Annotated in this window: 12 protein-coding genes; 8 read left to right on the forward strand and 4 right to left on the reverse strand. The window is 63.0% G+C overall.

The genetic code is table 11. From position 1 onward, the window contains the following. Positions 1–18: 18 nt before the first annotated feature. The 3 genes from V3C85_RS10720 to V3C85_RS10730 are packed head-to-tail and all read right to left on the reverse strand — an operon-like array spanning position 19 to position 3,428. Positions 19–996 (reverse strand): glucokinase, encoded by a 978-nt coding sequence (locus tag V3C85_RS10720; RefSeq protein ID WP_331795069.1) that lies wholly within the window; start codon positions 994–996, stop codon positions 19–21. A 39-nt stretch (positions 997–1,035) separates the two neighbouring features. Further along, complete coding sequence (locus tag V3C85_RS10725; RefSeq protein ID WP_331795070.1) at positions 1,036–2,364, reverse strand: GH1 family beta-glucosidase; 1,329 nt, start codon at positions 2,362–2,364, stop codon at positions 1,036–1,038. A gap of 38 nt (positions 2,365–2,402) precedes the next feature. Further along, positions 2,403–3,428 carry a substrate-binding domain-containing protein gene (locus tag V3C85_RS10730; RefSeq protein WP_331795071.1) on the reverse strand — a complete coding sequence of 342 codons (1,026 nt, stop codon included), beginning with the start codon at positions 3,426–3,428 and terminating at the stop codon, positions 2,403–2,405. A 295-nt stretch (positions 3,429–3,723) separates the two neighbouring features. On the opposite strand from V3C85_RS10730, the gene V3C85_RS10735 reads away from it, so the two are divergent. From V3C85_RS10735 to V3C85_RS10760, 6 genes are all read left to right on the forward strand, one after another. Beyond that, a complete protein-coding gene (locus V3C85_RS10735; RefSeq protein WP_445942005.1) occupies positions 3,724–5,079 on the forward strand; it encodes an ABC transporter substrate-binding protein in 1,356 nt (451 codons plus the stop codon). A 129-nt stretch (positions 5,080–5,208) separates the two neighbouring features. Then, positions 5,209–6,462 carry a carbohydrate ABC transporter permease gene (locus V3C85_RS10740; protein WP_331795072.1) on the forward strand — a complete coding sequence of 418 codons (1,254 nt, stop codon included), beginning with the start codon at positions 5,209–5,211 and terminating at the stop codon, positions 6,460–6,462. A 1-nt stretch (position 6,463) separates the two neighbouring features. Continuing rightward, positions 6,464–7,612: a carbohydrate ABC transporter permease gene (locus V3C85_RS10745; RefSeq protein WP_331795073.1), complete on the forward strand. Its 1,149-nt coding sequence runs from the start codon at positions 6,464–6,466 to the stop codon at positions 7,610–7,612. Between the two features lie 8 nt (positions 7,613–7,620). Further along, positions 7,621–9,264 (forward strand): alpha-amylase family glycosyl hydrolase, encoded by a 1,644-nt coding sequence (locus tag V3C85_RS10750; protein ID WP_445942006.1) that lies wholly within the window; start codon positions 7,621–7,623, stop codon positions 9,262–9,264. A 21-nt stretch (positions 9,265–9,285) separates the two neighbouring features. Beyond that, positions 9,286–10,374, forward strand: a complete 1,089-nt coding sequence (locus V3C85_RS10755) for an ABC transporter ATP-binding protein (RefSeq protein WP_331795074.1) — start codon at positions 9,286–9,288, stop codon at positions 10,372–10,374. A gap of 153 nt (positions 10,375–10,527) precedes the next feature. Then, positions 10,528–11,304, forward strand: coding sequence for a GNAT family N-acetyltransferase (locus V3C85_RS10760; protein ID WP_331795075.1), 777 nt, complete (start codon positions 10,528–10,530; stop codon positions 11,302–11,304). Here the strand turns inward: V3C85_RS10760 and speB are convergent. Then, positions 11,284–12,264, reverse strand: coding sequence for an agmatinase (gene speB, locus V3C85_RS10765; protein WP_331795076.1), 981 nt, complete (start codon positions 12,262–12,264; stop codon positions 11,284–11,286). The genes V3C85_RS10760 and speB overlap by 21 nt on opposite strands. A gap of 108 nt (positions 12,265–12,372) precedes the next feature. Between speB and V3C85_RS10770 the strand changes: the two genes are divergently transcribed. Next, positions 12,373–13,161: a phytanoyl-CoA dioxygenase family protein gene (locus tag V3C85_RS10770; protein ID WP_331795077.1), complete on the forward strand. Its 789-nt coding sequence runs from the start codon at positions 12,373–12,375 to the stop codon at positions 13,159–13,161. Between the two features lie 150 nt (positions 13,162–13,311). Further along, positions 13,312–14,307 carry an SLAC1 family transporter gene (locus tag V3C85_RS10775; protein ID WP_331795078.1) on the forward strand — a complete coding sequence of 332 codons (996 nt, stop codon included), beginning with the start codon at positions 13,312–13,314 and terminating at the stop codon, positions 14,305–14,307. Positions 14,308–14,316 lie beyond the last annotated feature (9 nt).

The raw sequence follows: 14,316 nt of genomic DNA on the forward strand, positions 1-14,316 counted from the left end.
GGCCTTGGGTTTGGATGGTCAGACGGTTTGCGCGGCCAGATAGGCGGCGCAACCTGTCAGCGCGGCGTAATCATCTTCGACAACGGTGATCGAAAACGCGGTTTGCAGCAGATCAACGCGGCGCGGCTCGCGGAAGGTGGGGCCAAGGCCAAAGCGGGCGAAATGCGGGGTCATCGCGCGGGCCATGCCACCGATCAGAAAGATGCCACCATAGGGCAGATGGATCAGCGCCTGATCGGCCAGCATCTGCGCCAGAATGCGGGTGTAAAGCCGGGCTGCATGGGTGGCGACGGGCTCACCCTTATCCAGTGCGGCCAGAACTTCGGCAGAAGGGGCGATGCTGCTTTGCCCCAGGCACGAGGCTGCAAAGGCATTGAGATTGGCCAGACCGCGGCCCGACAGCACCTCCTCTACCCCGCAATGCGGGGTTTCCCCGCGCGATGTCAGCAGTGCTTCGATGAAATGCATCAGGGCAAGGTCTTCGTCGCTGCGCACCGGCATGTTCACATGACCGCATTCTGACGGGGCCACGATGCGCGCGGTGCCGGTGCCATGCACCGGGGCCGCATTCACCCCCGTGCCAAGGCCCACCACCAGCATCGCCCCGCCCGGATGGGCCGGGCCATCGACGATACGGTTCAGCTTGGCCTCGGGCACATGGCCCAGCGCATGGCCTTGGGCCTGCAAATCATTCAGCAGCGCACAGGTCTGCGCGCCGGTGGCGGCGATCAGCTTGGGGGCATCCATCACCCAGTCCAGATTGGTCATGCTGGCAACGCCATCCTGCACCGGGCCTGCCGCAGCCACACAAACACCAGAAACCTGCGCACCGGTCTGGGCCAGATAGTCGCGCAGGATCTGGGCGATATCCTGACCCTTGGCCTTATACGCGGCATTGGGAAAACGGCGGATCGACTCTGGCCGGACCGTTGCCCCATCGGCCAGCGCCACGCGGGTATTGGTGCCGCCGATATCGGCCAAAAGGGCAAGGGTCATGGCATTCCTCAATCTGTTCAGGCTGCGGTGATCGGCGGCCTAATCGTTTCGGGCCAAGGCCCGTGCCACTGCGTGATACGAGGATTTGGGGGTTCTTGCCAAGCTGTCGAAATCGACATGAACCAGACCAAAGCGTTTTTCATAGCCCTCGGCCCATTCGTAATTGTCCAGCAAGGACCAATAGAAAAAGCCCTTTACATTGGCCCCATCGGCAATGGCGCGTTTCGTGGCGGCCAGATGGGCAAAGACAAAATCTTCGCGCGGGCCATCTGTCACTGCGCCATCCTGCACGGTATCGGCAAAGGCCATCCCGTTTTCCGTCACATAGATCGGCAGATCGCCCACATGATCGCGCGCCATCCGGGTCAGGAACGTGTGCAGGCCGTCGGGATAGATCTCCCACCCCATTTGCGTCTTGGGCAATGGTCCGGGCACATCGCGCAGATGCGGCCAGGGGGCGGCCGGGTCATGGGCGTGCAGGTGGCGGGTGTAGTAATTCACCCCCAGCCAGTCGATCTTCTGGCCGATGATGGGCATATCCTCTTGCCAGCGGTCGGGCATATGGGGGGCCAGCCCGTCCAGCACCACCTCGGGATAGCTTTGGCGGGTGATCGCCTCGATGAACCAGCGGTTAAAGATGCCATCGGCGCGGGCGGCGGCCTGAACATCGGCGGCAGATGGGCTGGCCGGTTCCGCATGGTCGAAATTCAGCACGATGCCCAGATTGGGCTGGCCCATGCCGCGCAGGCGTTCCACCGCCAGACCATGCGCCAGCAAGATATGATGCATCGCCCGCGCGGCGGCGCGGATGTCGCGCAGACCGGGGGCATGGGCGCCAATGAAATGCGACAGCCAGGCCACGCACCACGGCTCGTTCACCGTGGCGATCGAGGCCACACGGTCGCCCAGCCGGCGGGTGATGGTTTCGGCAAAATCGGCAAAGCGCAGACAGGTGTCGCGGTTGGTCCAGCCGCCCTTGTCGGCCAGGGCCGATGGCAGTTCCCAGTGATACAGCGTCTGAAACGGCTTCAGGCCCCGCGCCAGCATGCCATCCACCAGACGGTCATAGAAATCCATCCCGTCGGGGTTCACCGTCACCCCATCGGGCATGACCCGCGCCCAACTGGTGGAAAAGCGGTAAGCATCCATCTGCGCCGCCTTGATCAGATCAAGATCCTGCGGCCACAGATGGTAGTGGTCGCACGCCCGCACCCCGCTTTCGGCGCGCACCACATTGCCGGGTGTGGCGCTGAACGTATCCCAATGGCACGGGCCACAGCCACCAAAGCCCGATCCTTCGATCTGATAGGCAGCGGTGGCCGCACCGAAGACAAAGTCGGACGGAAAGTCAAAACGGGTCAGCGGCATCGGGTGTCTTTCTTGATGTTCTTTGGGCGCAGGGCCAGTCAGACGGGGGCAGGGCCGGTGGACTGGCCCATGATCAGTTCGGCTTCCAGCAGCTTTTCGCGGGGGCCAAGGCTGGGGTTGGCGATCAATTCCAGCAACATCTCGGCAGCCAGCCGCCCCGCCTCGCGCACCGAAGACCGCGTGGCCGTGAACAGCGGCACATCATCGCCGTTCTTCATGTAACTCAGATCGTCGTCATGGATGATCACACTGACATCGCGCCCCATCACCAGCCCCATGTCCTGCACGGCCCGCCGCGCGCCCATGCCCGAAATCATCGAGGCACACAGCAACGCCGTCGGCGGTGCGGGCAGCATCAGCATCTTGCGCGCGGCGCGATAGCCCGAAATCTCGGTCATCTCATCCGAGGCCATCAGCGCAGGTTCGGGCGTCAGGCCGCGGGCGGTCAGCGCATCCACATAGCCCGTGCGGCGGCGAATGGCGAAATCCATGAATTCCAGCCCGTTGACCAAGCCGATGCGGCGATGGCCCAGATCCAGCAGAAATTCGGTGGCCCGCTGAAAGGCCCGGCGGTTGTTCACATCCAGCCAGCTGTAGGGCAGGGCGGCCCCCGTGGCGCGGCCATGTACCACAAAGGGCATGTCGATCTTGTGCAGCAAGGCGATCCGGGGGTCGTTCATGCGCGGGGCATGCACGATCACCCCATCAACATTGCCCTTGGATTTCAGCGCACGGTAGGTTTCTTCTTCCTGATCATCGGGCACCACCGACAGCAACATGTCATAATCGTTGCGGCTGTAGGTTTCGCCCGCCCCGGCGATGAAATCGGCGAAGATCGGGTTCACGATTTCATGCCGGGTGGCCACGGGAATCACATGGCCCACAGCAAAGGCGCGCCCCGTGGCCAGACGGATCGCGCGGGTGTTGGGGCGATAATTGTGGCGCTTGGCTTCGGCCATCACCCGTTCGCGCGTGGCCTCATTCACCTCGGCATACCCGTTCAGCGCCCGGCTGACGGTGGTGGGCGACAGGCCCAGACGCGAGGCAAGTTCCTTGAGGTTCATCAGCAGCCGATCAGCCAAAACGGTTTCAAATTGCGGCGACCTTAGCCATCGCAACGTCAAGCGTCAAAGACAAAGCGACGCAGGGAAAACGCGGGTTTGCCATTGCTGCGCCTGCAAACGCGGCGATTTGCGTCCTTGCAAGGCGCTTTGAATTGACTTGAAACAGGGCTTCGGCAATGGTGCATCATCCAAAGCGGTTTGGGGCCGATTCTAAAACACCGGCTTTTTGCGCTTGGTCAACACCCACATCATGGGGCCCTGCGGGAGCGGCGGGGTGGATCCGGGAGGAAAGAGAGTGAAATCGAAACTATATGTCAGCGTGGCCGTTCTGGCGATGATGACCAGTGCCGTTGCGGCGCAAGACCTGAAGTTTCCGGTGGGCGAGGGCGACTTCAACTGGGCCTCGTTCGAAGAGTTCAAGGCCGCCCATGGCAATCTGGCCGGGCAGACGCTGACGATCTTTGGCCCCTGGCGCGGCGATGACCAGGTTCAGGTCGAGGCTGTGCTGGCGTATTTTGAGGCCGCAACCGGTGCCGATGTCGTCTATTCCTCGTCGGAAAGCTATGAACAGCAGATCGTGATCGATCTCGAAGGGGGCAGCCCGGCCAATATCTCGATCCTGCCGCAGCCCGGCCTGATCGGTGATCTGGTGAAAAAGGGCTTTGTCACCCCGCTGCCCGAAGGCACGGCCGACTGGATGACCGAGAACTACGCCGCGGGCGCATCCTGGGTGGGTCTGGGCACCTATGCCGGGCCGGATGGCGCCAATGCCATGTATGCCTTCCCCTATAAGGCCGATGTGAAATCGCTGGTCTGGTATTCGTCCGAGAATTTTGAAGATGCGGGCTATGATGTGCCCAGCACGATGGAAGAGCTGAAGGCGCTGACCGATCAGATCGTGGCCGATGGCGGCACGCCCTGGTGCATCGGCCTGGGGTCGGGCGGGGCCACCGGCTGGCCGGCGACCGACTGGGTCGAAGACATGATGCTGCGCACCAACACGCCCGAGGATTATGACGCCTGGGTCAAGAACGACCTGAAGTTCAACGATCCGAAGGTCGTGGCCGCGATCGAGGAATTCGGCGCCTTTGCCCGCAATGATGCCTATGTCGCCGGGGGCGCGGCTGCCGTTGCAACCACCGATTTCCGGGACAGCCCCAAGGGTCTCTTTGCCTCGCCGCCGCAGTGCTACATGCACCGTCAGGCGTCGTTCATCCCGGCCTTCTTCCCCGAAGGCACGGTCGTCGGGCAGGATGCCGATTTCTTCTATTTCCCGGCCTATGCCGAGAAAGATCTGGGCACCCCGGTCTTGGGCGCAGGCACGCTGGCCTTTATCACCAAGGCTTCTGACGCCTCGAACGCCTTTATCCAGTTCCTGCAAACCCCGATCGCGCATGAAGTGTGGATGGCCCAGAAGGGCTTTCTGACCCCGCACAAGGGTGTGAACACCGCGCTGTTCTCTGACCCGACGCTGGGCAAGATGAACGACATCCTGCTGAATGCCACCACCTTCCGCTTTGACGGGTCTGACCTGATGCCGGGCGGTGTGGGCGCAGGGTCGTTCTGGACGGGTATGGTCGATTACGTCGGCGGCAAATCGGCACAAGATGTGGGCGATGCCATCCAGTCCTCGTGGGACTCGCTGAAATAAGCCCATCGGGGCCATGATCGGGGCGCAGCAACGCGCCCCGATGCATTTCAGGGCGCGGCCAGCACGCGGTCGGGCCTTGGCACAAGCAACGCTTGCCGGACAGTTCCGCTTCCAAGGGGGGAAGACGCCATGAGTCCCGCACTTCAGGGTCTGATCACCATCATTCTGGGCGTGGGCGGTTGTATCGCCTATTTCTATCTGTCGAACATCATCCTTGATAAGGTGATCTTCCCGCCCCATCGCGGGGATGCGGGCCGCAACATCAGCCGCGCCAACATGGTGCGCCCCTGGTTGTTTCTGGCCCCGGCTCTGGCGGCGCTGGGGCTGTATCTGGCCTATCCGGTGGTCGAGACGCTGCGCCTGTCGCTGACCCAGCGTGTGGCCATTCCCGGTGCGGGGGGGCAGTTCAGCTATGAATGGGTGGGCCTTGCCAATTACCGCCAGATGGCCAGCGAGGCGAAATTCTGGGAAGCCATGCGCAACAACATGATGTGGCTGATCGTGGTGCCCGCGGCCTCGACCGCCTTTGGCCTGCTGGCTGCGCAACTGACCGATCGCATCAAATGGGGCTCGGTCGCCAAATCGCTGATCTTCATGCCGATGGCGATTTCCTTTGTCGGTGCCAGCGTGATCTTCAAGCTGGTCTATGAAATGCGCGGTGTTGATCAGGAACAGATCGGCGTGCTGAATGCGATCTGGCTGCAATTCGATGGCGGCCTTGGATCAATCCTGATGCTCAAGGCGCTGCCGGTTTTGGTGCTTTTGGCCTTTGCGGGGATCGTGGCCTGGGTGGCCTGGCTGACAGTCCGCCCCTTGCTGGGCGGTCGGGCAGGCGGGCTTTGGCCCACCGCCGGGCGGCTGGCGGTGGCGGGCTTTGGGGCCTGGCTGGTGTTCTTGTCCTTGCGCTCGGTCTTTGGCGTCATCGGCACGGACTATGCCTATGGCACCCCGCAGGCGTGGATTTCGCTGCCCTTTTGGAACAACTTCTTCCTGATGGTGGTGCTGATCTGGATTCAGACCGGCTTTGCCATGGTCATCCTGTCGGCGGCCCTGCGCGGCATTCCCGAAGAAACGGTCGAGGCGGCCATTGTCGATGGCGCCAACCCGTTTGAAATCTTCTTTCAGATCAAGGTGCCGCAGATCATGGGCACGATCGTCGTGGTCTGGACCACGATCACCATCACCGTGCTCAAGGTCTTTGACATCGTGTTCGCCATGACCAACGGGCAATGGCAAACGCAGGTTCTGGCCAATTACATGTATGAAAAGTTGTTCGTTTCCGCCGATTGGGGCGTGGGGTCGGCCAGCGCCATGGTCATCATGCTGCTGGTCAGCCCGATCCTGATCTGGAACGTGATCAACGCCCGCAAGGAGATGCGCTGAGATGGACAATATTGCCGGACGCAAATCAACGCTGACCTGGGTGGTTCACCTGTCGGTCGTGGCCCTTGTGCTGTTGTGGCTGTTCCCCACCATCGGGCTGTTCGTGTCATCGTTCCGCACCACCGACCAGATCACCGCCTCGGGCTGGTGGAAGTCGATGTTCCCGTCGGAACAAAACCTGACGCTGCGGGTGGCCGATCCCGGCACCGCACAGGTGCAAAAAGACGGGTTGTGGGTGATCGAGGGCAATCTGTTCGACGGCGCCCCGGTGGGCGAGATTTCGGTCTGGGGCACATCATCGCGTGAGATTGCGGCCTATAGCGCCGGCGAAACCGCCGATCTGGGCGATGGCGAAAGCCTGACGGTGCAATCCAACGGCGATTATGTGATGACCGCCACGGCCGAGATGACGGGCCGCGGCCAGCGCGTCTTTGTCACCGCCAGTGCGCCGCCCGATTTCACCACCAACAACTACCGCTTCCTGCTGGTCGATCCGGCCAATATCGATGGGATGAGCAAGGCCTTTTTCGGCACCCTGACCGTCACCATCCCGGCCACGATCATCCCGATCCTTGTCGCCGCCTTTGCCGCCTATGCGCTGGCCTGGATGGATTTTCCGGGCCGGGCCTTGCTGATCGCTGCGATCGTCGGCCTGTTGGTCGTGCCCTTGCAACTGGCGCTGATCCCGCTGCTCAAGTTTCACAACGACATCGGCATCGGCAAGGGCTATCTGGGGGTCTGGCTGGCCCATACCGGCTTTGGCCTGCCCCTCGCCATCTATCTCTTGCGCAATTACATGGTCGGCCTGCCGCGTGACATCATCGAATGCGCCAAGGTCGATGGCGCCACTGACTTTCAGATCTTCACCAAGATCGTGCTGCCGCTGTCTTTCCCGGCCCTGGCCAGCTTTGCCATCTTCCAGTTTCTCTGGACATGGAACGACCTTCTGGTGGCCAAGGTCTTTCTGATCGACCCCACCGCCGGCACCACGGTGATGACCGACAAGATCGTGCAGTTGATGGGCTCTCGTGGCGGCAACTGGGAGATTCTGGCCACCGCGGCCTTCATCTCGATCTCGGTGCCACTGCTGGTTTTCTTTGCCATGCAAAAATACCTCGTGCGCGGCCTTTTGGCCGGCTCGGTGAAATAAGGACGGATATGACGAACATGGAACGTGCAGAGCGGATGGCGATCGGGGCGGATGCCGAGTGGTGGCGGGGCGCCGTGATCTATCAGATCTACCCGCGCAGTTATCAAGACAGCAACGGCGACGGCATCGGCGATCTGGCTGGCATCACCCAGCGCCTGCCGCATATCGCCAGCCTTGGTGCCGATGCGATCTGGATCAGCCCGTTTTTCACCAGCCCGATGAAAGACTTTGGCTATGATGTCAGCGATTATTGCGACGTTGACCCGATGTTCGGCAGCCTTGCCGATTTCGACGCGCTGGTGGCGCGTGCCCATGACCTGGGGCTAAAGGTGATGATCGACCTTGTGCTGTCGCATACCAGCGATCAGCACTCGTGGTTCAAGGAAAGCCGTGTTTCGCGCGGCAATCCCAAATCTGACTGGTATGTCTGGGCCGAACCCAAAGGCGATGGCACGCCGCCCAACAACTGGCTGTCGATCTTTGGCGGCAGCGCCTGGCAATGGGATACGCGGCGCGAGCAGTATTACCTGCACAATTTCCTGACCAGCCAACCTGACCTGAACCTGCACCACGAACCCGTGCAAGAGGCCCTGCTGGATGTGGCCCGGTTCTGGCTGGCGCGCGGGGTCAATGGCTTTCGCCTGGATACGATCAACTTCTACTTTGCCGACAAATACCTCCGCGACAACCCTGCGCTGCCGCCCGAATTGCGCAACAACACCATCGCGCCATCGGTGAACCCCTATAACCACCAGCTGCATCTGTTCGACAAGAACCAGCCGGAAAACCTTGAATTCCTGCGCAAATTCCGGGCGGTTCTGGCCCCCTACAACGCCGCCGCCGTGGGCGAGGTGGGCGATGCCCAGCGCGGGCTGGAAATCATGGCCGAATACACTTCGGGCGGCGACAAGGTGCAGATGTGCTATCCGTTCGAAATGCTGCAACCGGCGCGTCTGACGGCGGGTCTGCTGGTCGAAACCTTCGGGCGCATGAATGAGGTGGCCCCCGATGCCTGGCCTTGCTGGGCTTACTCCAACCATGATGTGATCCGCCATGTCACCCGTTGGGGCCTGACGGATGCCGCCGCGCGCATGTATACGGTGTTGCTGCTGACGTTGCGTGGATCGGTCTGTCTGTATCAGGGCGAAGAACTGGCACTGCCCGAAGCCGACATCAGCTTTGATGAGTTGCAAGACCCCTATGGCATCGAATTCTGGCCCGAGTTCAAAGGCCGCGATGGCTGCCGCACCCCGATGGTCTGGCAGGTTGACAATGCACAGGGCGGTTTTTCCACTGGCAAGCCCTGGTTGCCGGTCACGGCCCCGCATCTGGGCCGGGCGGTTGCCGCGCAAGAGGCCGATCCGACCAGCATGCTGCACCATTACCGCCGCGCACTGGCCTTTCGCCGGGCGCATCCGGTGTTGCGGGATGGCGATCTTGTGCAGATGCGCGCCGAAGGCAATCTGGCGCTGTTTCAGCGCAGGGGCGATGAAACCCTGTTCTGCGCCTTTAACCTGGGCGAAGGCGAGGTGGCCACGCATCTGCCGCCCGGCACCTGGCGGGCAATCGGGCAAGACCTTGGTGCCGTCATGGCCCAACAGGGCGAGGTTCACCTTGGCCCCTGGGGCTTTTGTCTGATGCAGCAGGAATAAACTAAGGGGGGAGCCCGGACCATGGCCGATTTGAAACTGACCAATGTGCAGAAATCCTATGGAGAGGTGAAGGTTCTCAAGGACATCAACCTCGATATCAAGACCGGCGAACTGATCGTGTTCGTCGGTCCCTCGGGTTGCGGCAAATCCACGTTGCTGCGGATGATCGCGGGGCTGGAAAAGATCACGGCGGGTGACTTTACCATTGATGGCGAACGGATGAACGACGTGCCGCCCGCCCAGCGCGGGATTGCCATGGTGTTCCAGTCCTATGCGCTTTATCCGCATATGACCGTGCGCGACAACATGAGCTTTGCGCTGAAGATCGCCAAGAAAAGCCCGGCCGAAATTGATGCGGCCGTGGCCAAGGCCGCCAAGATCCTGCAACTGGAACCCTATCTTGACCGCCTGCCCAAGGCCCTGTCAGGGGGCCAGCGTCAGCGGGTGGCCATCGGGCGCAGCATCGTGCGCGATCCGAAGGTCTATCTTTTTGACGAACCGCTGTCGAACCTTGACGCCGCCCTGCGCGTCGCCACCCGGATCGAGATTGCCCAGTTGAAAGAGGCTATGCCGAATTCGACGATGATCTATGTCACCCATGATCAGGTCGAGGCGATGACCCTGGCCACCCGCATCGTGGTGCTGACCGTGGGGCAGGGCATCGGGCAGGTGGGCACCCCGCTGGAGTTGTATGAACGGCCCCAGAACGAATTCGTGGCCCAGTTCATCGGCAGCCCCGCGATGAATCTGTTGCCCGGCGAAGTGGTGGGCACCGGCGCCCAAACCGTGGTGCGGCTGGCCGATGGCGGCACCGCCACCTCAACCGTGCCGACAACGGCGGCGGATATGGGTCTTAAGGTCAATGTCGGGGTGCGCCCCGAAGATTGCGTCATCACCCAAGGCGAGGCCTTTTACGAAGGCAAGGTCGAGATCATCGAGGCCCTTGGCGAATTGACCCAGCTTTACTTTGAGAAAAAGGGCCGCGACACGCCGCTGATCGCCAAACTCGCCGGCATCCACCCCGAATTGCGTCGCCAGACCGTCAAGCTGGCGGCCAAGCCCGAAAAGGTGCATCTTTTTGCCAAGGGCACCAGCCTGCTGTATCGCTAGGCCCGCCTAGATCAGGGCCAGCACCGCAAGGTAAAGGCCCGACAGCGCAACTGCGATCAGCAGGGGCAGCCAAAGGGTGAAACGGGGTGGCGGCGGCAGGGTTTTCATGCCGCCTTTATCACCCGTTAAGCTTTCCGCTTTCTTAATCCGGGGATGGACCATATCACCCATCCCGATGATTGGCAGGCGCTGACCGATGCCGCCCCGCTGCCACAGCACTGGGCTTATGGCGTGGTGATGGAGAGGTTGGGGGCGCGCGTCCTGCGCCTGGCACAGAACGGCAGACCGGTGCAGATCCTGGCGCGCCCCGGCATCCGCCTGATCCACCGCGCCGATCCGGCCTTGCGGCTTGGCCCTCTGGCCCGCCACCCCGGCCTGACGCTGGCCAGCACCCTGGCCACAGGCGCGGGCCTGATCCCGCTGATCACCCCCCGCACCCATGCCGTCTGGACCATCGCCGCACCGTCCCCCCAGTTGCACGCCGCCCTGCGGCCTACCTGGCGCCACGCGCTGAACCGGGCCACTGCGCGGGTCGTGGCGGATGCTGGCGCCATGCCCCAGATTCTGGCGCAGGCGGCCGCACAGGGCAGGGCGCGCGGGTATCGGCCCCTTCCACCGGAATTCGCGCAGCACTGGCCCGGTGGTGTGCTGGTGCTGCGCGTGGGCAAACCGCTGTTGGCGGGGGCCGTGTTCTTGCTGCACGGGGCCAGCGCCAGCTATCACGCCGCATGGTCCGGCCCGCGCGGGCTGGAACAGGGCGCACCGCGCGCCCTGCTGTGGCAGGCCGCCCAAAGACTGGCCGCACGCGGCATCACTCAGATCGACCTTGGCGCCTATGATGCCGCAAGCCCCGGCCTTGCCCATTTCAAACTGGGCACCGGGGCCACCGCGGTCAGCCTTGGGGCCACCTCACTTGTGCTGCCGCTGTGATCTTGCGTGAAAGATGAAGCCCAGGAAATTCAGCAAAACTTGCGCCGCCAGAATCGCGGTGGACTGCGTGGGGTCGTAATCGGGTGCCACCTCGACCAGATCAATTCCCACCACCTCATGCGCGCGGGCCACCCCCTGCAAGATCTCCAGCACCTCGTAATACAGAAAACCACCGTGGCTGGGCGTGCCTGTGCCCGGCGCGATCGAGGGGCAAAAGCCGTCAATATCAATCGTCACATACAGCCGCGCCCCCTTGGGGATGCGCGCCAACACGCCCTCAACCCCCAGTTTGCGCACCTGCCGCACTGACAGAATGTCATCGCCCATGGCCCGCGCGGCCTCATAGCCATCCTTGGCTGTGGACGAGACGTTGCGGATGCCCAGCGCCGTGATGCCCGACACATAATCGCGCTCTGCCGCGCGCCGCATCGGGTTGCCATGGCCATGCACCACCCCATGACGCACATCGACGAAATCCAGATGCGCGTCGATCTGCAAAATGTGAATCGGCCCGTCTTTGGCGCAGACCTGATCAAAGGCGCGAATGCAGGGGATATTCACCGAATGATCCCCCCCGATCACCACCGGCAAGGCCCCCGCCGCCAGCATGGCCCGCACCCCGGCCTCGATATTGGCATGGCTTTTCTCGGTATCGGTATGCACGATATCGGCATCGCCAATATCGACGATCCGCACATCGCCGCCCAGATAGATGCAGTCATCCTCATGGTCATAGGCCCCGGCATGCCCAAAGGAAAACAGCGTGGACGCCTCGCGCACCGCGCGCGGGCCAAAGCGGGCCCCGGCGCGGAACTGGGTGCCAAAGTCGAACGGCGCCCCCATCACCGCCACATCGGCCGCGATCTTTGACCAATCTTCGACATAGGGGCGCTTGCCAAAGGTCGAAATGCCAACAAAAGGCAGGTTCAGCCGCCCCGTTTCATAGCCATGCCCACTCATCCCGTCGCTCCTGCTGCGTGCCACTTGGGGCCAGAGTGCGGGCACGACTGGCCCTTGTCCAGCCCCGCAATCCGGGCCAGTCTGACCTGAAAGAGGGGGGGAACCAGAATGGCCGCAGATGTGACTGATCAGATGGTGCAAGACTATGCCCGCGATGGGGCCGTGCTGGTGCGGGGGCTGTTTGCGCCTTGGGTCGAACAACTGCGCGCCGGCATCGAAAAGAACATGGCCGCGCCCACCCAGCAGATGCCCACCCTGAAACCCGGTGAACAGGGCCGATTCTTTGACGATTACTGCAACTGGGACAAGATCGCGGAATTTCGCGACACGATCTTTGCCCCCGAGGTTGCGCAGGCCGCCGCACGCCTGATGCAAAGCCCGCGCGTGCAGCTGTTCCATGACCATGTGCTGGTCAAGGAACCGGGCACCACCAAGCCCACGCCCTGGCATACCGACGGCCCCTATTACTTTGTCGAAGGCCGCCAGACCGTCTCGTTCTGGGTGCCGCTTGATCCAGTGCGCGAGGCGTCGTTGCGCTGCGTGGCGGGCAGCCATCTGTGGGAAAAAGACGTGCTGCCCACCCGCTGGATGGCCGAGACGAACTTCTATCCCGGTGATCACGATTATATGCCGGTGCCCGACCCCGAGGCCGAAGGCATGCGCATTCTGGAATGGCCGATGGAGCCGGGCGACGCCGTGGCCTTTCATTACCGCACCCTGCACGGCACCCGCGGCAACACCAGCCAGAACCGCCGCCGCGCCTTTTCGCTGCGTCTGGTGGGCGAAGATGCGCGCTATGTGGCCCGCCCCGGTCCGACCTCGCCGCCCTTTCCCGGCCATGACATGCAGCCGGGCCAGCGGTTGCGCGAAGACTGGTTTCCGGTGCTGACCGGCTGACAGGGTGCGGTCTTGGGGGGCATCGTGCCCCCCGCAACCGCGCGGCACGCCGCCCAGCGCCCCAGGGGCCAGCGCAGCCCTGCGGCAAAGCTGCGCCTTGCACCCGCCCCTGAAATGGGGTGCATTGCACATATTCAAGGAGATGAATAAATGGCCGCTGAACCCAAGACCTTTCGCCCCAAGGCCTTTCCGCCCCCCGAATTCCCGCCCCGCAAGCTGCCCCTCTTTGCGCGCATGCCCCCTGCGGTGTTCCCTTCGGTTCTTGGGTTGCTGGGGCTGGTGCTGGCGCTGAAACGGGTGACGGCGGCAGCGGGTCTGCCGGTCGGTCTGGCCGATATGGCGATGGGGCTTGCGGCGGGGCTGTGGCTGTTTTGCGCCGTCGCTTATGGCATCAAGCTGGCCCGCCGCCCCGCCGTGGTGGCCGAGGATCTGCGCATCCTGCCCGGACGTGCGGGCCTTGCCGCGGCCTCGGTCGGGGGCTTTGCCTTTTGCGCCGTGCTGGGGTTCTTTTCGCCCGATCTGGCCCGCCCCGCGCTGGTTCTGGCCTTTGGTCTGCACATCGCGCTTGTCGTGCTGACGATCCGCGCGCTGATCGCCGCCCCGCCGGAAGGCCGCGATGTCACCCCCGCCTGGCATCTCAGCTTTGTCGGCTTTATCGTCGGGGCCTTGGCCGCCATTCCGCTGGGCTGGGCTGATCTGGCGCAAGTGATCCTTTATGGCACCATGGCGATGGCCACCGGGATCTGGGCCTATAGCCTGTGGCAACTGACCCGCCGGGTGCCGCCCGCCCCCTTGCGCCCGCTGCTGGCCATCCACCTTGCTCCCGCCAGCCTGTTTGCCAGCGTGGCTGGCCTGCTTGGCCTGACGCAACTGGCGCAGGCCATGGTCATCCTGGGCCTTGCCATCCTGCTGGCGCTGATCGCGGCGGGCAAATGGATCACCAGCGCCGGCTTTTCGCCCCTGTGGGGGGCATTCACCTTTCCGCTGGCGGCCTATGCCTCGGCCCTCCTGATCAACGGTTGGGTGATGGCAGGCGGCATCGTGACTGTGGTGGCGCTTGGGGCCAATCTCTGGATCGCCATCAAGGTCATCCAGATGTGGCCCAAAGGCACCCTTGCGGCCAAGACCAACGCCGCCACCGCCTGATCCGGCAGA

The sequence above is a fragment of the Pseudotabrizicola sp. L79 genome (assembly GCF_036553525.1).
GTDB lineage: Bacteria > Pseudomonadota > Alphaproteobacteria > Rhodobacterales > Rhodobacteraceae > Pseudotabrizicola.

Coding starts and splice junctions, on each gene's coding strand:
- V3C85_RS10745 (WP_331795073.1), top strand. CDS start 6,464: ATGGACAATATTGCCGGACGCAAATCAACGCTGACCTGGGTGGTTCAC.
- V3C85_RS10775 (WP_331795078.1), top strand. CDS start 13,312: ATGGCCGCTGAACCCAAGACCTTTCGCCCCAAGGCCTTTCCGCCCCCC.
- V3C85_RS10730 (WP_331795071.1), bottom strand. CDS start 3,428: ATGAACCTCAAGGAACTTGCCTCGCGTCTGGGCCTGTCGCCCACCACC.
- V3C85_RS10770 (WP_331795077.1), top strand. CDS start 12,373: ATGGCCGCAGATGTGACTGATCAGATGGTGCAAGACTATGCCCGCGAT.
- V3C85_RS10760 (WP_331795075.1), top strand. CDS start 10,528: ATGGACCATATCACCCATCCCGATGATTGGCAGGCGCTGACCGATGCC.
- V3C85_RS10750 (WP_445942006.1), top strand. CDS start 7,621: ATGACGAACATGGAACGTGCAGAGCGGATGGCGATCGGGGCGGATGCC.
- V3C85_RS10755 (WP_331795074.1), top strand. CDS start 9,286: ATGGCCGATTTGAAACTGACCAATGTGCAGAAATCCTATGGAGAGGTG.
- V3C85_RS10720 (WP_331795069.1), bottom strand. CDS start 996: ATGACCCTTGCCCTTTTGGCCGATATCGGCGGCACCAATACCCGCGTG.
- V3C85_RS10740 (WP_331795072.1), top strand. CDS start 5,209: ATGAGTCCCGCACTTCAGGGTCTGATCACCATCATTCTGGGCGTGGGC.
- speB (WP_331795076.1), bottom strand. CDS start 12,264: ATGAGTGGGCATGGCTATGAAACGGGGCGGCTGAACCTGCCTTTTGTT.
- V3C85_RS10725 (WP_331795070.1), bottom strand. CDS start 2,364: ATGCCGCTGACCCGTTTTGACTTTCCGTCCGACTTTGTCTTCGGTGCG.